The 22,703-nt window shown below is 64.7% G+C and carries 23 protein-coding genes; 13 read left to right on the forward strand and 10 right to left on the reverse strand.

What is annotated here, in order from left to right; genetic code table 11:
• Positions 1-236: 236 nt before the first annotated feature.
• A complete protein-coding gene (locus tag AC2FLM_RS15995; protein ID WP_234144775.1) occupies positions 237-998 on the forward strand; it encodes an NAD kinase in 762 nt (253 codons plus the stop codon).
• A gap of 281 nt (positions 999-1,279) precedes the next feature.
• Here AC2FLM_RS15995 and AC2FLM_RS16000 read toward each other — a convergent pair whose 3' ends face one another.
• The 7 genes from AC2FLM_RS16000 to AC2FLM_RS16030 all read right to left on the reverse strand — a co-directional run bounded on the left by AC2FLM_RS16000 (position 1,280) and on the right by AC2FLM_RS16030 (position 9,359).
• Positions 1,280-2,710: an amidase family protein gene (locus tag AC2FLM_RS16000; protein ID WP_496859116.1), complete on the reverse strand. Its 1,431-nt coding sequence runs from the start codon at positions 2,708-2,710 to the stop codon at positions 1,280-1,282.
• Positions 2,711-2,785: 75 nt separating this feature from the next.
• Positions 2,786-3,361, reverse strand: coding sequence for an SCO family protein (locus AC2FLM_RS16005; protein ID WP_234138821.1), 576 nt, complete (start codon positions 3,359-3,361; stop codon positions 2,786-2,788).
• Entirely contained in the window at positions 3,361-3,921 is a 561-nt protein-coding gene (locus tag AC2FLM_RS16010; RefSeq protein WP_234172177.1) for a hypothetical protein, read from the reverse strand. The genes AC2FLM_RS16005 and AC2FLM_RS16010 overlap by 1 nt, the downstream gene beginning before the upstream one ends.
• Positions 3,918-4,373 (reverse strand): hypothetical protein, encoded by a 456-nt coding sequence (locus AC2FLM_RS16015; RefSeq protein WP_496859117.1) that lies wholly within the window; start codon positions 4,371-4,373, stop codon positions 3,918-3,920. Before AC2FLM_RS16015 ends, AC2FLM_RS16010 begins: the two co-directional genes overlap by 4 nt.
• 171 nt (positions 4,374-4,544) lie before the next feature.
• Positions 4,545-6,434 carry a propionate-CoA ligase PrpE gene (gene prpE / locus AC2FLM_RS16020; RefSeq protein ID WP_496859118.1) on the reverse strand — a complete coding sequence of 630 codons (1,890 nt, stop codon included), beginning with the start codon at positions 6,432-6,434 and terminating at the stop codon, positions 4,545-4,547.
• A gap of 224 nt (positions 6,435-6,658) precedes the next feature.
• On the reverse strand, positions 6,659-7,048 hold the full coding sequence (locus AC2FLM_RS16025; RefSeq protein ID WP_234165988.1) for a GFA family protein: 390 nt from the start codon (positions 7,046-7,048) through the stop codon (positions 6,659-6,661).
• Between the two features lie 37 nt (positions 7,049-7,085).
• Positions 7,086-9,359: an NADP-dependent malic enzyme gene (locus AC2FLM_RS16030; protein WP_496859119.1), complete on the reverse strand. Its 2,274-nt coding sequence runs from the start codon at positions 9,357-9,359 to the stop codon at positions 7,086-7,088.
• 144 nt (positions 9,360-9,503) lie between these two features.
• Between AC2FLM_RS16030 and AC2FLM_RS16035 the strand changes: the two genes are divergently transcribed.
• The 7 genes from AC2FLM_RS16035 (at position 9,504) to AC2FLM_RS16065 (ending at position 16,489) form a co-directional block, all read left to right on the forward strand.
• Positions 9,504-10,589, forward strand: a complete 1,086-nt coding sequence (locus AC2FLM_RS16035; protein WP_496859120.1) for a cupin domain-containing protein — start codon at positions 9,504-9,506, stop codon at positions 10,587-10,589.
• Positions 10,590-10,705: 116 nt separating this feature from the next.
• The gene (locus AC2FLM_RS16040) at positions 10,706-11,122 is read left to right on the forward strand and encodes a cytidine deaminase (RefSeq protein WP_275671842.1); all 417 of its coding nucleotides are present in this window, start codon (positions 10,706-10,708) and stop codon (positions 11,120-11,122) included.
• A 3-nt stretch (positions 11,123-11,125) separates the two neighbouring features.
• Positions 11,126-12,436 (forward strand): thymidine phosphorylase, encoded by a 1,311-nt coding sequence (locus tag AC2FLM_RS16045; protein WP_496859121.1) that lies wholly within the window; start codon positions 11,126-11,128, stop codon positions 12,434-12,436.
• Positions 12,433-13,644 carry a phosphopentomutase gene (locus AC2FLM_RS16050; protein WP_496859122.1) on the forward strand — a complete coding sequence of 404 codons (1,212 nt, stop codon included), beginning with the start codon at positions 12,433-12,435 and terminating at the stop codon, positions 13,642-13,644. Before AC2FLM_RS16045 ends, AC2FLM_RS16050 begins: the two co-directional genes overlap by 4 nt.
• Complete coding sequence (locus tag AC2FLM_RS16055) at positions 13,641-14,642, forward strand: adenosine deaminase (protein WP_496859123.1); 1,002 nt, start codon at positions 13,641-13,643, stop codon at positions 14,640-14,642. Before AC2FLM_RS16050 ends, AC2FLM_RS16055 begins: the two co-directional genes overlap by 4 nt.
• Entirely contained in the window at positions 14,639-15,271 is a 633-nt protein-coding gene (gene upp, locus AC2FLM_RS16060; RefSeq protein ID WP_496859124.1) for a uracil phosphoribosyltransferase, read from the forward strand. The genes AC2FLM_RS16055 and upp overlap by 4 nt, the downstream gene beginning before the upstream one ends.
• Positions 15,272-15,349: 78 nt before the next feature.
• Positions 15,350-16,489: an SPOR domain-containing protein gene (locus AC2FLM_RS16065; RefSeq protein WP_496859125.1), complete on the forward strand. Its 1,140-nt coding sequence runs from the start codon at positions 15,350-15,352 to the stop codon at positions 16,487-16,489.
• 64 nt (positions 16,490-16,553) lie between these two features.
• On the opposite strand, the gene AC2FLM_RS16070 is transcribed toward AC2FLM_RS16065, so the two are convergent.
• Positions 16,554-17,567 carry a hypothetical protein gene (locus AC2FLM_RS16070; RefSeq protein ID WP_496859126.1) on the reverse strand — a complete coding sequence of 338 codons (1,014 nt, stop codon included), beginning with the start codon at positions 17,565-17,567 and terminating at the stop codon, positions 16,554-16,556.
• 159 nt (positions 17,568-17,726) lie between these two features.
• Between AC2FLM_RS16070 and AC2FLM_RS16075 the strand changes: the two genes are divergently transcribed.
• From AC2FLM_RS16075 to AC2FLM_RS16085, 3 genes are all read left to right on the forward strand, one after another.
• Positions 17,727-18,635 (forward strand): DMT family transporter, encoded by a 909-nt coding sequence (locus AC2FLM_RS16075; protein ID WP_496859127.1) that lies wholly within the window; start codon positions 17,727-17,729, stop codon positions 18,633-18,635.
• Between the two features lie 31 nt (positions 18,636-18,666).
• A complete protein-coding gene (locus AC2FLM_RS16080; RefSeq protein ID WP_496859128.1) occupies positions 18,667-19,314 on the forward strand; it encodes a sulfotransferase family 2 domain-containing protein in 648 nt (215 codons plus the stop codon).
• 241 nt (positions 19,315-19,555) lie between these two features.
• Positions 19,556-20,221, forward strand: a complete 666-nt coding sequence (locus tag AC2FLM_RS16085) for a Hint domain-containing protein (protein ID WP_496859129.1) — start codon at positions 19,556-19,558, stop codon at positions 20,219-20,221.
• A gap of 109 nt (positions 20,222-20,330) precedes the next feature.
• Here AC2FLM_RS16085 and AC2FLM_RS16090 read toward each other — a convergent pair whose 3' ends face one another.
• Both AC2FLM_RS16090 and AC2FLM_RS16095 read right to left on the reverse strand, forming a co-directional pair.
• On the reverse strand, positions 20,331-20,732 hold the full coding sequence (locus AC2FLM_RS16090) for a hypothetical protein (protein ID WP_234172193.1): 402 nt from the start codon (positions 20,730-20,732) through the stop codon (positions 20,331-20,333).
• A 16-nt stretch (positions 20,733-20,748) separates the two neighbouring features.
• The gene (locus tag AC2FLM_RS16095) at positions 20,749-21,951 is read right to left on the reverse strand and encodes a pyridoxal phosphate-dependent aminotransferase (protein WP_496859130.1); all 1,203 of its coding nucleotides are present in this window, start codon (positions 21,949-21,951) and stop codon (positions 20,749-20,751) included.
• Positions 21,952-22,043: 92 nt separating this feature from the next.
• Between AC2FLM_RS16095 and AC2FLM_RS16100 the strand changes: the two genes are divergently transcribed.
• Positions 22,044-22,436 carry a helix-turn-helix domain-containing protein gene (locus tag AC2FLM_RS16100; RefSeq protein WP_234137756.1) on the forward strand — a complete coding sequence of 131 codons (393 nt, stop codon included), beginning with the start codon at positions 22,044-22,046 and terminating at the stop codon, positions 22,434-22,436.
• A complete protein-coding gene (locus AC2FLM_RS16105) occupies positions 22,433-22,690 on the forward strand; it encodes a succinate dehydrogenase assembly factor 2 (protein WP_234137757.1) in 258 nt (85 codons plus the stop codon). The genes AC2FLM_RS16100 and AC2FLM_RS16105 overlap by 4 nt, the downstream gene beginning before the upstream one ends.
• Positions 22,691-22,703: the final 13 nt, after the last annotated feature.

Raw genomic sequence — 22,703 nt, forward strand, 5'->3', positions numbered from 1 at the left:
AACAGCTCGGGATCACGCTCCGAAAGCGCCTCTGTGAAAAATCCGGGGTCCTGGTGGCTCGCGTTCATGACAGCTCCGCATGAGAAGGGTCGATTTCCGCGATTTCCTATCGGAAACCGGGGCAACGCAAAAGGCTGTAAAGCGACGAATTGGCCAACTGCGGCGTCAAGTCTGGCCACTGGGGGAAAGGTGTGCTTGTTTCGGAACCGAATGCGCAGCACCGGAAACCTCGATAGATGCCCAAAAGAATCGCCTTTCTCGCCAGCGACGCGCCGGTGGCCCAGACCGCGCGTGCCGCGTTGATTGGCCGCTACGGCAACGTGGCCCCCCGCGACGCCGAGGTGATCGTCGCACTGGGCGGGGATGGCTACATGCTGCGCACCCTGCACAGCACCCAGCATCTGGATGTGCCGGTCTATGGCATGAACCGGGGCACCATCGGCTTTCTGATGAACGAATATGCCGAGACCAACCTGCTGGAACGTCTCGAGGCGGCCGAGGAAGAGATCATCAACCCCTTGTCGATGACGGCGATGGATCAGGCGGGGCAGATACATCGGGCACTGGCGATCAACGAAGTCTCTCTGCTGCGCGCGGGACCCCAGGCCGCGCGGCTGAAAATCTCGGTTGACGGGCGGCTCAGGCTGGCGGAACTGGTTTGCGACGGGGCACTGGTGGCAACGCCCGCCGGGTCAACCGCCTATAACTACTCGGCGCATGGGCCAATCTTGCCGATCGGGTCGGATGTGCTGGCGCTGACCGCCATTGCCGCCTTTCGGCCGCGCCGCTGGCGTGGGGCGCTGTTGCCAAAAACCGCCAAGGTTCGGTTCGATGTGGTCGATGCCGACAAGCGCCCGGTCATGGCCGATGCCGATTCAACGTCGATCCCGGATATCGACTGGGTCGAGATCCAGTCCGAGCCCACGATCCGTCACCGGATTCTGTTCGATCCCGGCCACGGCCTGGAAGAGCGGCTGATTTCCGAACAATTCACCTGATCTGTCATCCGTTTACGGAAATTTCGCAGATATGTGACCAACTTCACAGGAAAGTGCGCGGCTTTCTGGCAGCTTCGATCATGCCGATACATCGCATGGAGTGGAAGTGAGTGGCTGCTTCGTGTCGAGTGTTGGGACGAGTTCGCATGGTAAGCAGCGGACGCAGGTATTTGCTTGCGTCCGCCCCTCCATCGGCCGTCTGATTTAACTGAAGAGATGGCCCCGGGCAGTTCCCGTACCCCTTGCCCGGGGTCAATTTCGGCAAAACATCCCTACGACTGTCATGCCATTCGTGCCCACAGATGTGGCGCCATGCGACCGACGCGCGCCTCGATCGCGGCGGCGGCATCCACCGCCATATCCTCGCGCCAGCGGCGGGCGGTGATCTGCACGTTGATCGGTTGCGGCCCCTTCGGCAGAACCGCCAAGCGCGACGGCAGACAGGCGGCAGGCAGGCCCATGAAGTTCATCGAATAGGACCAGACCGCTGCGCCCAGAACCTCGTGCACACCCTCGGCGCCCTCGGTGTCGCGGTCGGGACCAAAGAAGGGCTGCGGCAGGAACGGACCCAGCACCAGGGGATATTGCTCCAGGAACAGCGACCATTCGCGGGCGTAGTGGCTGCGCTTGGCCATCACCTGCAACAGTTCGGTGCCGTGAAAGGGCGGGAATTCCTGGAAATAGACCTCGAAGATATCGCGCACGGTCTGCGAGCCATAGGCATCGACATCCGCCTTCATCAGCGCCCAGACCTCGCCCATCAGCGCGCGATAGCCCGCGCGACCGGCCTCGAACGCGTCCGGGGTCTCGACCTCTTCGACCATATAACCGGCATCGCGCAGCGCGTCGCGGGCGGTGTCCAGCGCCGCCTCGACCTCGGGGTGCAGGTCATAGCCATAGGTCGCCTTGGTAAAGGCCACGCGGATCGGCCCTTCGGCCGGGTAGCCGTGCCAGGGCAAGGGAACGTGGAACGGGTCGCGCGGATCGGGGGCGATCAGGCTGGGCATGGCCAGGTGCAGATCGGCGGCGGACCGGGTGATCAACCCCTGCACCGACATGGATTGCGCCAGCATGCCACGCTCGGCCTTTTGGCTGGGGTTCCAGGCGGGCACCCGGCCCAGACCGGGTTTCACGGTGACGGCGCCATTCGCTGCTGCCGGAAAGCGTAGCGAGCCGCCGATATCGTTGCCATGGGCCAGAGCGCCGATCCCCGCCATCACCGCCGATCCGGCCCCACCCGAAGAGCCGCCGGGCGAGATATGCCGTCCCCAGGGGTTATGGGTCCGGCCATATAGCGGGTTGTCGGTATCGGCGCGGAAGGAGAATTCGGGCGTGTTGGTGCGTCCGATCACCACCGCGCCCGCGTTCTGAAGGTTGCGCACAACGGGCGCGTCTTCGGGGGCGATCATGTCCTTGAGCGCGGTGACGCCATTGGTGGTGGCGTATCCGGTCTGATCCACATTGACCTTGATGGTCACCGGGACCCCGTGCAGCGGCCCGCAGGCTGCGCCCGCCGCGCGGGCCTTGTCCAGTTCCGCCGCGCGGGCCATAGCCGCCTCGGCGCAGCTGTCGACCACCGCGTTCAGGCCGGGATTTACCGCCTGCATCCGGTCGATGGCGGCGCCGACCGCCTGTTCGGCGCTCAGCGCGCCGCTTGTGGTTTGCGCCGCGATCTGGGTCGCGTCCAATTGCCAAAGCGCTGTTTCTGTCATGTCCGGGGCCTCCTGCTGTCAGGTTAGGCGGCCCATCGGCCAAAGGCCACGCCCGGAACCAAAGGTGACGCTAGGTCATGATCCCTCGCTGCCGAGGTATTTGCGGGCCAGTTCCACCACCCGGTCCGAGCTGAGGATGGGCGGGAACAGGCTCAGTACCTCGCCCTTGGCATCCAGCAGATAGACAAAGGCGCCGTGGGTATAGACGGGCCCGTATTCGGGATCGACATAGGCCAATTCGCGCTCGACCGAATAGGCGTCATAGGCGGCCTGCAACTCGGCCTCGGACCCGGTCAGTCCGATGAAGTCCGGGTGATACCGCGCCAGGGGCGCGTTCATCTCGCCGGGGCGGTCGCGTTCGGGGTCGACGGTAATCATCACCGGCGTGACGGGGATGCCGGCATCGGCCAGCCGGTCCACCGCGTCGGCCATCATCGGCATCGCCGCCGAGCAGATGCCGGGGCAGGTAGCATAGCCAAAGAACAGAAGCTGCCCATGCCCCTGTGGATCGGCCTGGCTTCGCCTTGCGCCGTTCTGGTCGGTCAGCTCGAACGGACCGCCCACGTCAAAGGGCAGCGGTGCGTTGCCCGCCTGCGCGGGAGCCGCCAGAACGGCCCCCATCAGCAGGGTGGCCCCAAGCAGGCCGCGCATCAGAACCACTCCTTGATAAAGGCCTCGTCCACCTCCAGACCCAGACCCAGATAGCCCTTGTCCTCGATATGGTCGAGAATGCGGGGATCGCGGCGGAACCAGGGGCCCTTGCCGGTGGCCTCGGGGTTCTCTTCCTCCCAGACCTTGGTAAAGCGGTTGGCCTTTTCCCATTCGCCGCCGGGCAGGCGGATCATTTGCACCTGATAGACATGTTTGGCGCCCAGATCCGGGTCGTCGATCAGCAGCCCGTCCACCTCGACCGTCTGGCCGCAATAAGGGGCCAGATCGGCGGCGGCGCCCGAGAAGACCGGTTGCCCGTTCTTGAGCGGCAGGACCATCACGTTATCGGCGCTGCGCAACAGGCCCAGCTGCCGCTTGCCCGCGCCGCAATCGGCAGGGCAGTCACCGGTCAGCTCACACAGCAGATCGACCACCTTGGCCTCGAAAAAGGCGGGCTGTTCGGCATAGAGGTTCCAGGGCTTGGCGGTCGATCCGGCCGAGAAATCCTGGGCGAGGGCGGGGCTGGCCAAGAGGGCCAATGCAAGCGAGAGGCGCTTCATTCCTTGGGCTCCGGAATGGCGAAGCCGGGCACGGGGCCATAGTCTTCGTGATTGAGGTTGGTGATATCGAGATCGCTGATCACCTGATCGACGATCAGATAGTTGATGCCGTCGCGCTGGTAATGCATCCCGTCCGCCTCGACCGTGTGCGAGGCGAGGCGCAGAGCGGTATCGCCCCCGGCCAGCTGGTCGTCCTGTTCGATCTTGAGCACCATATAGATGCTGCCGTCCTCGGCCTGCAAGCCGACCGGGATTCCGCCCGCCGAGCACCACAGGGCGCAGGTATGGTGGGCCGAGCCGACCACCGCCTCGGGTCCGCCCATGACACCGGAATAATAGCACCAGGTGTCGATCAGTTCTCCGGTGACCTGGATGCGGTGCCCTTCGCTTGCCAGGGCGGGCAAGGCGGGCAGGGCGGCGGAACAGGCCAGTGCGGTCAGGAATGCACGCATGGGTAACCTCGTCAGTTGCAGCGATTGCGGTCAGGGTAGAAACCCACCCAGAGTCTGGCAATCACCGGGGCGATGACGGGCGATCACAAGCTGTTGGGCAGATGCGATGCGGGCAACGAAAAAGGCGCCACCCGCGGGGGGCGGCGCCTGTTCTTGCGGTCGCGCTGGGGGTTACTTGGCGTAGCCCAGCGATTGCAGTGCGACCTTGATCTCGTCCAGAATGGCCGGGTCGTCGATAGTGGCGGGCATCTTGTACTCCTTGCCATCGGCGATCGAAACCATGGTGCCACGCAGGATCTTGCCCGAGCGGGTCTTGGGCAGGCGGTCGACCACCACGGCCAGCTTGAACGCCGCGACGGGGCCGATCTTGTCGCGCACCAGCTTGACCACCTCTTTCACCACATCCGCATGGTCGCGATTGCACCCGTTGTTGAGACACAGGAAGCCCAGCGGCATCTGGCCCTTGAGATCGTCGCTGACGCCGATCACCGCGCATTCGGCCACATCCTCGTGCCCGGCCAGCACTTCCTCCATGCCGCCGGTGGACAGGCGGTGGCCCGCGACGTTGATCACGTCATCGGTGCGTGCCATGATATAGAGATACCCGTCCTCGTCGATCATGCCCGCATCGCCGGTCTCATAATAGCCGGGGAAATGCTCCAGATAGGATTTCCTGAACCGCGCCTCGGCATTCCAAAGGCCCGGCAGGGTGCCCGGCGGCAGCGGCAGCTTCACCGCGATGGCGCCCAGCTCGCCGGGTTTCATCTGGTGGCCGCCTTCGTCCAGGATCTGCACGTCATAGCCGGGCATCGCCTTGGCGGGAGAGCCCAGCTTGACCGGCAATTCCTCGATCCCCAACGGGTTTCCGGCGATGGCCCAGCCGGTTTCGGTCTGCCACCAGTGGTCGATCACCGGCACACCCAGCGCCTTTTGCGCCCACACGATGGTGTCCGGATCGGCCCGTTCGCCCGCCAGGTACAGCGCCTTGAGGCAGCTCAGGTCGTATTTCGCCAGCATCTCGCCCTTGGGATCCTCGCGCTTGACGGCGCGGATCGCGGTGGGGGCGGTGAAGAAGCTCTTGACCTTGTGCTCGGAAATCACCCGCCAGAAGGTGCCCGCATCGGGGGTGCCCACGGGCTTGCCCTCGAACACGATGGTGGTGTTGCCGTGGATCAGCGGGCCATAGCAGATATAGCTGTGGCCCACGACCCAGCCCACATCGGATGCCGCCCAGAACACATCGCCCGGATCGACGTTATAGATATTCTTCATCGTCCAGTTCAGCGCCACCAGATGGCCAGCGGTCGGGCGCAGCACCCCCTTGGGCGCGCCGGTGGTGCCCGAGGTATAGAGAATATAGGCCGGATGGTTGCCCTCGACCGGCACGCATTCGGCCGGTTCGACACCGTACTGGAACCCGTGCCAGTTGTAGTCGCGCCCCTCAATCAGCTTGGCCACTTCCTGCTCGCGCTGGAAGATCACACAGAAATCGGGCTTGTGTTTCGCCATGTCGATGGCGCCGTCGAGGAGGGGCTTGTAATGCACCACGCGGCCCGGCTCCAACCCGCAGGATGCGGCGATGATCGCCTTGGGCTGGGCATCGTCGATGCGTACGGCCAGTTCGTTGGCGGCAAACCCGCCGAAGACCACCGAATGCACGGCGCCCAGACGGGCACAGGCCAGCATCGCCTCCAGCGCCTCAGGGATCATCGGCATGTAGATGATGACGCGGTCGCCCTTTTCCACACCCTTGGCGCGCAGGGCACCGGCCAGCATGGCCACGCGGTTGCGCAGTTCGACATAGGAGATCTGGCGCTTGGTATGGGTGATCGGGCTGTCGTAGATGATCGCGGTCTGCTCGCCCCGGCCCGCCTCGACATGGCGGTCGACCGCGTTCCAGCAGGTGTTGACCTTGGCATCGGTGAACCATTCATAGAGCGGCGCGTTGCTGTCATCGAGCGCATGGCTGGGCGCCTCGACCCAGTCGATGCTCTTGGCGGCCTCCATCCAGAAGGCTTCGGGATCGCTCTTCCAGCTCTCGTAAACGTCCTGATATGCCATGGCGTCCTCCTCACGTTCGGCTGGCTGGTGTGTTAGGCATAGCGGCGCCACCGGGCAAGCCGGACAAAGGACGTCGCGTCACATTATCGCAAGAAATTTGCAGAGATTGCCTGATCAAGTCTGCAAATTTTTGCAAAGCCGCTTTTCTCGTCTGGTTTACCGGAAAATTTGAGCCTCTTTGCAAAGTTGCAAATGATTGATCTGCAAAGGGGCCGGAATCGCTCTTAGTCGGTCGTGCGGTCGAAGCGACGCAGATCGTCCTGCAAGTTCAGCCAGGGAAGTCGCGCGGCATGAAAGACGTGAAACCGGGGTGGGAGCACCGACGGGTCCTCCAGCGTTGCGGTATAAAGATGGATGTTCACGCGATCATCGGCGTTGCGATAGGCCATCTGGGTGCCGCAGGTGCCGCAGAACAGCCGCTCGACACGGTCTGATGAACGATAGATGCGCGGGGCATCGCCGCTCCACACGACACTCTCATGCGGGAGCCCGAAAAATGCAGTGACCGGCGCGGCGCAATTGCGGCGGCAATCGGCACAGTGGCAATAACAGCTCCACGCGACGTCACCGTCGCTCTGCCAGCGCACCGCGCCGCAATGGCAATGTCCCTTCATTGCGGTTCTCCCTGTTGGCGGCAAGACGCCACCGGGATCAACCGTAGTGAGCGACCGGGGTTCCGGCAATGGCCGCCATGTTCAAAAGCCCGCGCGCGGTGATCGAGGGGGTCACGATATGCGCCTTGTTGCCCATGCCCATCAGGATCGGCCCAACCTCGATACCGCCCGCTTTCATCTTGAGCACGTTGCGCACGCCACTGGCGGCATCCGCATGGGCAAAGATCAACACGTTCGCTGCCCCATGCAGTCGTGAATTCGGAAAGATGCGCTGGCGCAGTTCAGGGTCCAGCGCGCTGTCGAGGTTCATCTCGCCCTCATAGACAAAGTCACGCGGTTGGCTGTCCAATATCTCGATCGCTTGCCGCAACCGCAGGCCCGAGCCTTCGGCCTGGTTGCCGAATTGCGATTGCGAGCAAAAGGCGATTTGCGGTTCGATGCCGAAGCGGCGCACATGACGCGCAGCACCCAGCGTGATCTCGGCCAGTTCCTCGGGGCTGGGGCGGCTGCGCACATGGGTGTCGGCAATGAACAGCGGCCCGTCTTCCAGGATCATCAGCGACAGCGCGCCATGCGGGCGCAGGTCATGGGTTCCCAGTACCTGCTGCACATAGTTCAGGTGCCAGCGATATTCGCCGAAGGTGCCGCAGATCAGGCTGTCAGCCTCGCCCCGGTGCACCATGATGGCGCCGATGGCGGTGGTGTTGGTGCGCATGATCGCCTTGGCCAGATCCGGGGTGACGCCGCGCCGCTGCATCAACTGGTGATAAGAGGTCCAGTAATCGTAGTAGCGCGGGTCGTTTTCCGGGTTCACGATCTGGAAATCCTGGCCAGGGCGTACCGACAGGCCCAGCTTTTCACAACGCGCCTCGATCACCTCGGGGCGACCGATCAGGATCGGGGTCTCGGTGGTCTCTTCCAGAATGGCCTGTGCCGCGCGCAGAACGCGCTCGTCCTCGCCCTCGGCAAAGACCAGCCGCCGCGCTGCCTTGGCCGCCGCCTCGAACACCGGGCGCATCAGCAGGGCGGATTTGAACACGCTCTGGTTCAGCTTCTGCCGATAGGCCTCCAGATCGGCGATCGGGCGGCGCGCGACGCCGCTCTCCATCGCGGCGCGCGCCACGGCAGAGGAGACGACCCCGACAAGGCGTGGGTCAAAGGGTTTGGGGATCAGGTAATCGGCCCCGAATGTCAGCTGCTCGCCCTGATAGGCTGCCGCCGCCTCGGCGCTGGTGGTGATGCGGGCGAGTTCCGCGATGCCTTCGACACAGGCGATCTGCATGGCGTCGTTGATCTCGGTGGCGCCCACATCCAGCGCGCCGCGAAAGATGAAGGGAAAGCAGAGGACGTTGTTGACCTGGTTCGGGAAGTCGCTGCGGCCGGTTGCGATGATCGCGTCCGGTGCCACCGCGCGCGCCGCGTCGGGGAGGATCTCGGGCGTGGGGTTGGCCAGCGCAAAGATGATCGGACGTTTCGCCATGCGCGCCACCATCTCGGGCTTCAGCACGTTGGGCCCGCTGAGGCCAAGGAACAGATCGGCCCCCTCGATCACATCGTCCAGCGTGCGCAGATCGGTGGCTTGGGCAAAACACGCCTTTTGCGGGTTCATGTCGTCGGCGCGCCCCTCATAGACCAGCCCGTGAATATCGCAGAGCCAGATATTCTCACGCTTCACGCCCAGTTTCAGCAGCATGTTCAGGCAGGCGATGCCCGCGGCGCCCCCCCCGGTCGAAACGATCTTGATATCCTCGAACGCCTTGCCCGCCACATGCAGCGCGTTGCGCGCAGCGGCGCCAACCACGATTGCGGTCCCATGCTGATCGTCGTGAAAGACGGGGATGTTCATCCGCTCGCGGCACAGTTTCTCGACGATGAAACAGTCGGGCGCCTTGATGTCTTCCAGGTTGATGGCGCCGAAAGTCGGCTCGAGCGCACAGACGATATCGGCCAGTTTCTCCGGGTCGCTCTCGTTCACCTCAAGGTCGAAACAGTCGATGCCCGCGAATTTCTTGAACAGGACCGCCTTGCCTTCCATCACAGGTTTCGAGGCCAGCGCGCCGATATTGCCCAGCCCGAGCACCGCGGTGCCGTTGGATACCACCGCCACAAGGTTGCCGCGCGCGGTATAGGCCTCGGCGTGGTCGGCGTTTTCCTTGATCTCCAGGCAGGCCTCGGCCACGCCGGGCGAATAGGCGCGGGCCAGATCGCGGCCGTTGGCCATGGGTTTGGTGGCCCGGATCTCCAGCTTTCCGGGCTTGGGAAAGGCGTGGTAATCAAGCGCCGCCTGGCGCTGGCTGGGCTGGTCGGACATCTCGGAAAATCCTCCTCGGGGAACTAGTTTAGCATTAAACTAAATTTGACGTGGGGGAAACCGGGATTTTTGCGCAACAAGGTCGCAGCCCCGCTTGCCAAAGCGGAGCACGGCCGCCACTCTCGCTCCGCGAGGGAGGGACCGATGACCGACACCATAGCCGAGATGCGCCTGCCGACGCAGGAACTGCGCGACGACATCCCCTTTTATACCAAGGTTCTGGGCATGCGGATGGACATGATCTATCCCGCCGACGACCCGCGTATCGCGGTGTTCTCGGGCCACGGCCTGCGCCTGCGCATCGAAAAGGGTGCACCCGAGGCGCCCGGCACCCTGCGCATCCTCACCGATGACCCGGACGGATTCGCCGATGGCCAGCGCCGCCTGACCGCGCCCAACGGCACGCGGATCGAGATCGAGGAACGCCACCCGCCATTGGTGATGCCGCAGACCGAACACACATTCGTGGTGCGCCGGCTCAAGGATCAGGCGCCTTGGATCATCGGACGGGCCGGCATGCATTACCGCGATCTGGTGCCCTCGCGGCTGGGCGGCTCGATCATCGCCAGCCATATCCGCATCCCCGACGGCGGGCCGGTGCCGGACATGGTGCATTTCCACCGCGTGGGCTTTCAGCTCATCTTCTGCATCCATGGCTGGGTCGATGTGGTCTACGAGGATCAGGGCGACAAGATGCGCCTGACCGCCGGGGATTGCTTCATCCAGCCGCCGGAAATCCGCCACCGCGTGCTCGAGGCCAGCGACAACGTGCAGGTGATCGAGATCGGCGTGCCGGCCGAGCATGTCACCGAGATCGACCACGAGATGACCCTGCCCACACCGCACCTGCGCCCCGACCGCGAGTGGCAGGGCCAGCGCTTTGTCTATAACCGCGCCGAGGGCGCCGAATGGTCCCCCTTCCGCCTGCCGGGCTATATCTCCCGCGACACCACCATCGCCGAGAATACCAAGGGCGTGGCCGGGGTGCAGGTGGTGCGCCGGGGGCAGGGCGTGCCGCAATGGGCGGCCCATGACACCGATATCCTCTTCACCTTCGTGATGAACGGCACCGTCACGCTGATGGGCGAGGGGCGCGATCCGTTCCCGCTGGAACAGGGCGACGCCTTCGTGATCCCGCCGGGCATGCGCACCCGCCTGTCCGACCCTTCCGACGATATCGAATTGCTCGAGGTCACGCTGCCCGGAACCTTTACCACCACACTGGGCTAGAACTCCTTCATTCCGCCCAAAATACTCCGGGGGAGTCCGCAGGACGGGGGCAGCGCCCCTTGCCCGGTGGTTCCTCTCGCGCGCGGGTGCGGGATAGGCTATGCATTTCCGACCAGATGATCAAAAACCGGGGAATCGCCATGAGCCTCAAATCCGCCGCCCTGACCGTTCGTGAAAACGCCCATGCGCCTTATTCCCGGTTCAAGGTCGGTGCGGCGATCAGGGCCACCTCGGGCGTGGTCTATGCTGGCTGCAACGTGGAAAACATCGCCTATCCCGAAGGCACCTGCGCCGAAGCGGGCGCCATCGCTGCAATGGTCGCCGCGGGCGAAAGCCGCCTGACCGAGGTCTATGTGGTCGCCGATAGCCCGGCGCCGGTGCCGCCTTGCGGTGGCTGCCGACAGAAACTGGCTGAATTCGGGGATCCGGATGTGGTCGTGACCATGGCCAATCTCGATGGGATCGAAACCGCGATGACCATCGGTCAGCTCCTGCCTGGCGCCTTTGGCGCCGCCCATATGGACAAAAGCTGAACCATGGATGCGCGTGCCATCATTGCCCGGCTCAGACGGCACGAGGTGCCCAGTGCGTCTGAGTTGGCCTGGTTTGCCCAGGGTCTTGCCGATGGTTCAGTCAGTGATGCCCAGGCGGGCGCCTTTGCCATGGGTGTCTGTATGGTGCGGCTTGGCCCCGAGGGGCGCGCGGCGCTGACGCTGGCCATGCGCGATACCGGCGATGTGCTCCACTGGGATTTCGACGGGCCGGTGATCGACAAGCATTCCACTGGTGGGGTGGGCGATTGCGTCAGCCTGGTGCTGGCGCCCGCGCTGGCCGAATGTGGCGCCTATGTGCCGATGATCTCGGGCCGGGGGCTGGGCCATACCGGCGGCACGCTCGACAAGATGGAGGCGATCCCCGGCGTCACCACCCAGCTTGGGCCCGACCGGCTGGCGCAGGTGGTGCGCGACACCGGGGCCGCTATTGTCGGCGCCACCGCCCGCATCGCGCCCGCCGACAAGCGGCTCTATGCCATCCGCGATGTGACCGCCACGGTTGAAAGCCTCGATCTGATCACCGCCTCGATCCTGTCCAAGAAACTGGCCGCCAGCCCCGATGCGTTGGTTCTGGACGTGAAACTGGGCAGCGGCGCCTTCATGAAATCGCCGGACGAGGCGCGCGCGCTGGCCCTTGCCCTGACCGAGACCGCCAATGCCGCTGGCTGCCGGACTTCGGCCCTGATCACCGATATGAGCCAGCCGCTGGCGCCCAGCCTCGGCAACGCGCTTGAGGTGGGTGAGGTGATGCGGGTGCTGACCTGCGGTCACGCTGATGACCCGCTGGCACAGCTCTCGGCGGAGCTGGGCGGCGTGCTGCTGACGGACGCGGGGCTGGCCCCGGACGCGGCCAGCGGCGCCGCGCGCATTGCTGCCATCATCTCAGACGGTCGCGCGGCCGAACGCTTTGGTCGCATGATCGCGGCTGTCGGCGGGCCGGTACACTTCGTCGAGAACTGGCAGCGGTTCCTGCCCGAGGCAACCGTGATCCGCGAGGTTCCCGCCCGCGCGTCAGGCTATGTCACCGCCATCGACGGCGAGGCGCTGGGCCTTGCCGTGGTGGCGCTGGGCGGCGGGCGGCAGGTCGAGACCGATGTTGTTGACCCGGCGGTTGGCCTGTCACGGGTGATCCGGCTGGGCACAGCGGTTAACCCAAGCACCCCGCTCGCCACCATCCACGCCGCAAGGCAAGAGGCGGCAGAGGCCGCCGAGGCGACCCTGCGTGCGGCGATCACCATCGGGCCAGAGCCGGTGGCCGCGCCACCGCTCATCCATGAAAGGATCACGCCATGACCCGTGCCTTTCTGGTGGTGATGGATTCGGTCGGCATCGGCGGTGCGCCGGATTCCGATACTTTCTTTAACGGCGACCGCCCCGATACCGGCGCCAACACGCTGGCCCATATCGCCCAGGCCTGCGCGCGTGGCGCGGCGGAAGAGGGGCGCAGCGGCCCGCTGCATCTGCCCCATCTCGACCGGCTGGGCCTGGGCGCGGCCACCCGGCTGGCTTCGGGTGCGGCCACGCCGGGGCTGGCAGCGGAGGCTTCGGGCCTCTGGGGCTGCGCGCGCGAACACAGCCGGGGCAAGGACACGCCCTCGGGTCATTGGGAACTGGCGGGCCTGCCGGTGCCGTGGGACTGGCACTATTTCCCCGATACCATTCCCGCTTTCCCGAATGATCTGGTGCAGTCGGTGGCCGAGGCTGCTGGCAGCGACGGCATCCTTGGCAATTGCCATGCTTCGGGCACGGTGATCATCGACCGCCACGGGGCCGAGCATATGCGGACGGGCCAGCCCATCTGCTATACCTCCGCCGACAGCGTGTTCCAGATCGCCGCGCATGAGGAAACCTTTGGCCTCGACCGCCTCTTGGCGCTGTGCAAGGCCGTCGCGCCGCGCCTGCATGCGATGAAGGTGGGGCGGGTGATCGCGCGGCCCTTTGTAGGCACGCGTGAGACCGGGTTCACCCGCACCACCAACCGCAAGGATTTTGCCATCACTCCGCCCGCGCCGGTGCTGACCAACTGGGCGCAGGATGCGGGCCGCCATGTGCACGGCGTCGGCAAGATCGGCGATATCTTCTCGATGCAGGGGATCGACGATGTGGTCAAAGGGTCGGATGCCGAGCTTATGTCCCATCTTGCCCGGCTGGTCGGCACCGCCGAAGAGGGCAGCCTGACCTTTGCCAATTTTGTCGAATTCGACAGCCTTTATGGTCACCGCCGCGACATCAGCGGATATGCACGGGCGCTGGAGTGGTTTGACCGCGAGATCGGGCAAATCCTGCAAAGCCTGCGGCCCGGCGACCTGATGGTACTGACCGCCGATCATGGCAACGATCCCAGCTGGAGCGGCACGGACCACACCCGCGAACAGGTGCCGGTTCTGGTGGCCGGGCGGGGGGCAGGGCAGATCGGACAGGTGAATTTCGCCGATATCGCCGCCTCGGTCGCGGCGCATCTGGCTATTCCGGCGCAGGGACCGGGGAGGAGTTTTCTGTGAGCGAAGAACAGCCCCCCGTCGCCGACCTGCCCAAGGTCGAACTGCACCTGCATCACGAAGGCGCGGCACCGCCCGCCCTGATCCGGCAGCTGGCGCATGAGAAAAAGATCGACCTGCGTGGCATTTTCAAGCCAGACGGCTCTTATGATTTCCGCGATTTCGCCCATTTCCTGAGCATCTACGAGGCCGCTTCCTCGGTGCTGACCGGCCCCGAGGAATTCCGCCGCCTGACCTGGGCCATACTGGAACAAAGCGCCGAGAACGGGGTGGTCTATTCCGAGACCTTCCTCAGCCCCGATTTCTGCGGTGGCGGCGATGTCGCCGCCTGGCGCGATTACCTGGCCGCGATCCGCGATGCTGCGGACGCGGCCGAGGCGAAACTGGGCATCACCCTGCGCGGCATTGTCACCTGTGTGCGCCATTTCGGCCCCGATCAGGCCAAGCGCGCCGCCCGCTGCGCCGCCGAGACGGCGGGCGACTGGATCGTGGGGTTCGGCATGGGCGGTAACGAAGGGGTGGGCAAACAGGGCGATTATGCCTGGTCCTTCGACTGCGCGCGCGAGGCGGGGCTGAGACTCACCACCCATGCGGGCGAATTTGGCGGGCCGGACAGCGTGCGCGACGCGGTGCGCGTGCTGGGGGTCGAACGCATCGGCCATGGGGTGCGCGCCATCGAGGACCCCGATCTGGTGCATGAACTGGCCGACCGGGGCGTCACGCTCGAGGTCTGCCCCGGCTCCAACGTTGCGCTGGGCCTCTACCCCTCGTTTGCGGCCCATCCTATCGCGCGGCTGCGCGACGCGGGTGTCCGCGTCACCGTATCCACCGACGATCCGCCGTTTTTCCATACCACGATGCGGCGCGAGTATGAGATGCTGGCCCGGGCCTTTGGCTGGGGGGCAGAGGATTTCGCCGACCTGAACGCCACGGCGCTTGGCGCGGCATTCTGCGATGAAGACACCCGGAGCCGGGTAGCAAAGAGACTGGAGACATCATGAGCCAACATCTGACCGTCGTCGACCACCCGCTGGTGCAGCACAAACTGACGCTCATGCGGGACAAGGGCACCTCGACCGCCTCGTTCCGCCAGCTTCTGCGCGAGATCACCCAGCTTTTGGCCTATGAGGTCACGCGTGAGATGCCGCTGACCACCCGCACCATCGAAACCCCGCTGGAAGAGATGGAGGCGCCTATACTCGCGGGCAAGAAGCTGGCGCTGGTGTCGATCCTGCGGGCGGGTAACGGAATGCTCGACGGGGTGCTGGAACTGGTCCCTTCGGCGCGGGTCGGGTTTGTCGGGCTTTATCGCGACGAGGAAACGCTGCAACCGGTGCAATACTATTTCAAGGTGCCCGAAGGGTTGCAGGATCGGCTGGTGATCGCGGTCGATCCGATGCTGGCCACCGGCAACAGCTCGGCCGCCGCCGTCGATCTGCTGAAACAGGCTGGCGCCACCGATATCCGCTTCCTCTGCCTGCTGGCTGCGCCCGAAGGCGTGGCGCGGATGAAGGAGGCACACCCCGATGTGCCCATCGTCACCGCCTCGCTGGACCGTGCGCTGAACTCCAAGGGCTATATCATGCCCGGTCTGGGCGATGCCGGAGACCGCATGTTCGGCACGAAATAGGGCGAAACTGAGGCAAGTGCCGCTTTACTATCAATAGGTTTTGCGGCATCCTGCCTTCCATATCTTGTGGGGGCAGGCATGAGAGTTACAAGGATTATTGCACTTTCGGTCATCGGACTGAGCGTCGGGTTCAGCACGCTGAACGCTCAGACCTTGCGAAATGCCTCGCCTCCGGCGGAGTTTCCGCCCGCCTCCTACAAGGGAAAGCAATATGTGGACAGCCGCGGCTGTATCTACATTCGCGCCGGGATCGACGGCAACGTGACATGGGTTCCGCGCGTCTCGCGCGAGCGCAAGCAGGTCTGCGGGTACAAGCCCACCGCCGTCGCGGGGGCAACCAGCACCGCGCCGCAACAGGCCGCACCCAAGGTGATCAGCCTGGATCAACCAACCGCGAAACCCGCTACGAAACCCGCCGCCGCAGCGGCACCGAAGCCGCAGGTGCGGACAACGGCCAGCCCCGCACCCCGCACCGCGCCCACGCCCACGGTACGGGCCACCACCGTGCGCCCGGTCGCTGTTCCGACCACGCGGACCACCACCGCACGGCCGACGCCCGTTATCGTGCCGGTCGCTCCGGCCCCGGCGCCGGCCCCGGTCAAGCCGCGCGCGGTGGCTCCGGCGGCCTCTTCAGGGGGCTGCCCCAATGCCTCGGCGCTAAGCCAGAGGTATATCAATCAGACCGGTGTGCGCTGTGGTCCGCAGGCAGAGCCGCCGATCACCTATGGCACCCGCAAGAGTTCCTCGCTCAAGGTGGGGGATACCGGTGTCAGGGTCTCGCTCAACACCCGCGTGGTGCCACAGCATGTCTATGACAAGCGGCAGAACACCACCAATGTGCAGGTGCCCGCCGGATACCGTCCGGTTTGGAACGACGATCGGCTCAACCCGCATCGCGCCGAACGCACCCTGCGCCCGGCGATCCAGTACAGCAACTTTCAGACCCCAGCCGGGTTCCGGGCCGTCGATCGCGAGGATGACCGGCTGAACCCGATGCGCGGCATGCGTACTGCCGAGGGGGATGCGCAGATGGAACAGCTCTGGTCGCGTGATCTGCCGCGCACCTTGCTGCCGGTCGAGACCAATCCCAGAACCGTTACCGTCGAGCATAGCGAGCGTTCGTACACCAATGGTGCCAAGCCGCCTTGGAACCTGCGCCTGTCGACGCGGAATGCTCCGGCCAAGGAACCCCCGGCGCCGACGCGCGGCCGCCGCTAAGGCGGCAGCGACCGGAATGGAACCGATCAGGCCGCCCGATGGGGCGGCCTGATCTGTTTTGTCCTCAGCCGCCGCAGATATCCTGCAAGCGGACCCAGTCGCGGTCGGCCAGAATGGGTTCCAGCTTGCGCCCCGTCATCGGGTCCGCCTCGATCAGGCCCAGCACCGACTCGCCTGTGATGTCGCGGGCATAGGCATAGGGGGAAGACGGGATCGCTGCCTGGCTGAACATCGCCAGCAACGCTTCGTCCGGCTGGTCGGGGCGCGGCTCGGCCAACACCCCTTCGGCGTAACTGTCGAGAATGCCGGGTGTCAGCCCGCCGGTGGTCAGGAGTCGAAACGAGGCAAGCGGCCCCGCGCGATAGAGAAGGTCATCCAGCGGATCCTGCGCCTTGGCGCGGGCGCGCTCGGCCAGGATATAGCCGGCGGCGACCGAGCTGTCCTCGTGGTCGCCGATCAGTGCATGGTTCAGCACCACGATGCCGCCGGGCAGGAACAGGCTGTCGGCGCGTCCACCGGGCACGACGACCAGCCGCTGAACGCCGGTGCGCTGAGCCAGACGGGACAGGATTGCATCGGTATCCTCACCCATGCAGGCCTGACCGGTGACCCGCTCGATCCGGTTCAGCACGGCGCGGCCGATCTCGGCCCGCTTGATTTCGGGCACCACGGCGACCACATGTCGTCGCAACGCACCCGGCAGCCAGAGCGTCAGCACTGCCAGCACAACTGTCACCATCACCGCCACCGTGATCCAGCGGATGCGTCCGGGATGCGCCCGGCGGCTGTCGATGGCCCGCTGCAACCGGTCGATGGCGGTGATCATCGTTGTCTCGCTCTCGGCCAGTTCCAGCGTTTCGCCGGGGTCGCCGTCGGGACAATAGATCGCCGGAAAAGCGCCGGGGTTCTGCCGTTCCAGCGCCGCCAGAGACCAATGGGTCAGGGCGCGGTCGTTGAAATCGGAAATCGTCAGCGTCGCCTCGCCGATCGAGACCACAACCTCGCGCCGTTGCGCATCGGGGGTGGGGCGCCAGAGGCCGGTTGCCTCGATCCGCTCGTATTGCTTGAGAGCTGTCATGCCTGGTACGGAATGCTCGTTCTTGTTTTTTGTTCAGACTACACCTTTGACGGGCCAGCGGCAAACGGCTTGCGCGGCGCCCGAAGTCGCAGGCAAAAACCCCTCTCGGGTGTCGCTATGGGACAAGACCGGGGTCCATGGCCCGGCTATCAGCTTGGGATGCAGGCAGAAAATCCTTCGGCCCCCCTGGCGGCGGCACTCTACATGATCGCGGCGATGAGCATTATCGGCGTGATCGACAATTTCGTGATCCGGCTGGCCGAGAGCATCGGGCTGTGGCAGTTCCATTTCACCCGCGCGGTGATGATGCTGCCCCTGGTGGCGCTGATGTCTCTGATGGGTCTGGGCGGGTTGTTGCCACGCCGCAAGGGCTGGGTGTTGCTGCGCAGCCTCCTGCTGACGGTGGCGATGCTGTTCTATTTCAGCGCTTTGGCCTTCATGCCGATCGCACAGGCGCTGGCGGGGTTGTTCACCTCGCCGATCTTCGTGCTGCTGATCACCGCCTTTGGATTGCGCCAGCGGATCGGACCCTGGCGCATCCTGGCAGTTCTGATGGGCTTTGCCGGTATCCTGTTCGTGTTGCAACCCGATCCGAGCGCCTTCGATGCGACGGTGCTGATCCCGGTTGCGGGAGGGTTCTTCTATGCGTTGGGTGCGGTGGTCACCCGCAACCACTGCGCGGGCGAGAGCACGGCAGCGCTGCTGGCGGCGATGGTGACGGCGCTGGGCCTGACCGGTCTGGCGGGATTGATCTGGCTGGCGTTCTTTCCTGCGGCGCCGGTGCCTGGGCCGGACGGGTTCGTCGCGCGCGGTTGGGTATGGCCGATGGCCGAGGCATTGCCCTGGGTCGCGTTGCAGGCGGTGGGGTCGGCCACTGCGGTGTTCATGCTGATCCGCGCCTATCAACTGGGCGAGCCCTCTTATGTCTCTGTCTTCGAGTTTTCGGTGATGATCTTTGGTCCGCTCTTTGCCTGGGTCGTGCTGGGCGTGGGGTTGGGGCCCTGGCAAATGCTGGGCATCGGGCTGATCGTGCTGGCGGGCGCGATCATCGCGCTCAGATCGGGTTGAGGGCCGCTGCCCGCGCCGCTACCGTGACGGCATGATCATTTCACCGGGTCGCGGCTATATCTTCGTGCACATCCCCAAGACGGGCGGCACCTCGCTGGCGCTGGCGCTGGAGGCACGGGCGATGAAGGATGACATCCTGATCGGCGACACGCCCAAGGCGATCCGCCGGCGCGGTCGTCTGAAGGGGGTTCGGGCGCGCGGTCGCTTGTGGAAACATTCGACCCTGGCCGATATCGACGGGCTGATCGCGCCTGAGGCGCTGGTCGACCTCTTTGCCTTCACCCTTGTGCGCAATCCCTGGGACCGGGCTGTCAGCTATTATCACTGGCTGCGGGTGCAGGGCTTTGACCATCCGGCGGTACATCTGGCCCGGCGGGTGAGGTTCGAGGCGTTTGTCACCGATCCCCAGACGCTGGCGGCCTTTCAGGCCACGCCCGCGGCCAGCTACATGCGCCGTGCCGACGGCGAGGAGCAATGCGCGGCCTATGTTCGGCTGGAGCATCTTGAGGCGGACCTGGCGCCGGTCACCGCGCATCTGGGTTTTGCGCTCAACCTGTCGCGGGCGAACCGGTCCGACCGCGCCGCCGATTACCGCGACTATTACTCGGACCGCGCCGCCGAAATGCTGGGTGAAGCTTGTGCAAGCGATATCGCGCGATTTGGTTATCGCTTCGATTGAGGCGCTGTTGCGCCCGTGGCGCCAATCCTCTGCCAGGTGGTGTATTGTCTGAAAAGACCCGGCCAATGCCACAAACTCGCCCTTGTCGTGGCATGGTTCTGGCATCCGAATCGCGTGTCCTGACCCCATAAATTGGTTAATCCGGCAAGCCAGGCTCTTGCTGCTGCCACATGTAGGGACGGCGCGAATGTTCGGATGGAAAAACAGCAAAGCGGGGGTGAGCCCTACCGATGGGGAAGCCATGGCGGCCCTCGACGGGTTGCTCATTACCGGGCAATCGGGATTTGTGGCGGGGACAATGGTTGTCTCGAATCTCGGCTGGCGACCTGTCGAGACGCTCAAGGTCGGCGACAAGGTGCTGACCTTTGATCACGCGATGCAGACAGTGGCCGATATCCAGCGGGAAAAGGTTTTGCTCCCGCATGGGCTGCCAGCGACGCTGCGTCCGGTGCGACTGCCTCGGGGCGTATGTCACAACCGGCGCGACCTGTGGCTGATGCCCGATCAGGGCCTGCTGGTGGAATGCGAGGCGGCTCTGGATGTGTTGGGTGATCCTTTCGCGGTGGTTCCCGTAAGGTTGCTGTGCGGTTATCGCGGCATCGATGCCGGTCGGCCCGGCGAGCGGGTCGAGATCACCACGTTGGCCTTTCACCAGGACGAGGTCATCTATGTCGAGGGCGGTTTGCTTGCCCATTGTCCCGCGCCTCGGCAGGTGCTGGACGAAACCGATCCGTTGCAGCCCGCGCTCTATGAGCGGCTCACCGGGGCGGCGGCGCGGTTTCTGGTGAACTGTCTGATCGACGATGATGTCGATGACGCGCTGGGTTGCAATCCTGCCGATTTGCCGGGCCTGCCAATACGCCCCCCGCGTCCTGGCCGTCCGGTTGCCCCCAACCCGTTCGGTTGACCGGCACGCCAGCGGGACATTTTCTTGCAAAGAAAATGTCTAAAGAAAATCTTGATTTTCTTTGGCAGAATTTCGCGGAAATTCTGCGCGGCTCCGATACGCTCGGGTATCAGCCTTTCATCAACCGATCCGCCTTCTTGCGGACCAGCACCGAGCGCAGGTCGTGCATGGCCAGCAGCAGCGCATCAGTGACCTCTTCGAGTTGCGCGTCGCTTGCCTTGGACTGGACCCAATGGGTGGTCAGGTTCAGGTAATCCACCGCCCGGTGGATATCGTCGATATCACGCCGCGCCAGCAGGTCGGTGCGCTCGGCCATCCAGCGCTTGATCTCGCGCAGATCCTCGGGGCTGAGCGTGCGCCCGCCCTGCGGCTTGATATCGCCATTCTTGATGTTGACGACGGCAATGTGATCCATCTCGATCCGGCGCTGGCGGTTTTCCGTGTCGACGCGAAAGACAAAGGCGCCGTTTTCCCGGACCCGGAAGTAATAGTCTGGCAATTCGGCGCCCATTCCGGTGTCTCCCGTTTCAGGTCAGTGACGCGCAGAAGCGCTGGATGCGGGTACAGGCCTCGGTCAGGGCCGCATCGGAGGCAGCGTAGCTGACCCGGAAATTCGGGGAAAGCCCGAAGGCCGCGCCAAACACCACCGCCACGTCGGCCTCTTCCAGCAATGCGGTGCAAAAGGTCTCGTCGCTGTCGATCACGGTACCGCTGGGCGTGGTCTTGCCGATCTGGCCCGCGATTGAGGGATAGACATAGAACGCGCCCTCGGGGGTGGGGCATTCGATGCCGTCGATGGCATTCAGCATCGAGATCACCAGGTCGCGGCGGCGTTTGAAAAGCGTCGCGTTCGGGGCCAGGAATTCTTGCGTGCCGTTCAATGCCTCTACCGCTGCCCATTGGCTGATGGTGCAGGGGTTCGAGGTGGATTGCGACTGGATCTTGCGCATGGCCGCGATCAGGTCGACCGGGCCCGCCGCATAGCCGATGCGCCAACCGGTCATCGCATAGGCCTTGGACACGCCATTGCAGGTCAGCGTGCGCTCATAAAGGCCCGGCTCCACCTGTGCGGGGGTGCAGAATTCGAACCCGTCATAGGCGAGATGTTCATACATGTCGTCGGACATTACCCAGACATGCGGGTGGCGCATCAGCACATCGGTCAGCCCCTTCAACTCGTCCCGGCTGTAGCCCGCGCCGGTCGGGTTCGAGGGCGAGTTGAAGATGAACCATTTCGTGCGCGGCGTGATTGCGGCCTCAAGTTGCGCCGGTGTCAGCTTGAATGCGGTCTCCAGCGCGGTTTCCACCACCACCGGTGTGCCGCCGCCCAGCAGCACCATGTCGGGATAGCTGACCCAATAGGGGGCGGGGATGATCACCTCGTCACCCGGGTTCAGTGTCGCCATCAGCGCATTATAGAGCGTCTGCTTGCCGCCGCTGCCGACCGAGACCTGGGCGGGGGTATAGATCAGCCCGTGGTCGCGCTGCATCTTGGCACAGATCGCCTGTTTCAGCTCGATGATGCCATCGGGGGCGGTGTATTTGGTCTTGCCCGCCGCAATGGCGGCGGTTGCGGCATCCTTGATGTTCTGCGGCGTGTCGAAATCCGGCTCGCCCGCGCTCAGCCCGATGATGTCGCGGCCTTCGGCCTTGAGTTCGGCCGCCTTGGCCGTCATGGCAACGGTGGGCGAGGGTTTGACGCGGGACAATGTCGCAGACAGGAAACTCATGGCGGCCTCGGTTTGAATGTTGCGCGTCCCTGTCATAGGGTGCGCCCAACCGACGATCAAGCAGGTTGCGGAGGCAACCGGAAAGGACCGCTATGAGCGACGAAACCGATTGGTACGGACCCGAGGCCGCGACCTTTGGCGACCGTCTGGCTGCGGCGCGCGAGGCCGCGGACATGACCCAGGCGCAACTGGCCCGCCGTCTTGGGGTGAAGAAGAGCACGATCAGCGGCTGGGAAAACGACCTCTCCGAGCCGCGCGCCAATCGTCTGTCGATGCTGGCGGGGCTGCTGAATGTCTCGATCGTCTGGCTGATCACCGGCGAGGGGCAGGGCGGCGAGGCGTTGACCGAGACCGACGAGACCGCCCGCGACATGGCGGCCTTGCTGACCGAATTGCGCAGCCTTCGCGCCGATCTTCAGGCCAGCGGCCAACGCGCCGCGCGGCTGGAGAAGCAGCTGCGCCAGATCATGGAGCAAACCGAGTGAGCGAAAGCCGCGAAACCCGGATCAAACGGATGCGCATGCGGTCGATGCGGCGCGGGATCAAGGAGATGGACCTGATCCTGTCCGCCTATGCCGACCGCAATATCGAGGCGATGGATGCGGGCGCGCTCGATCTTTACGACGCGCTGCTGCACGAGAACGATCAGGATCTCTATCAATGGGTCACGGGGCAGGTTTCTGCCCCGGACCGCTATCGGGATCTGATCGCGGATATCTCGCAAACGTTTCAAAAATAACACAGTTTTCAAC

The organism is Ruegeria sp. SAZD011, assembly GCF_059612545.1.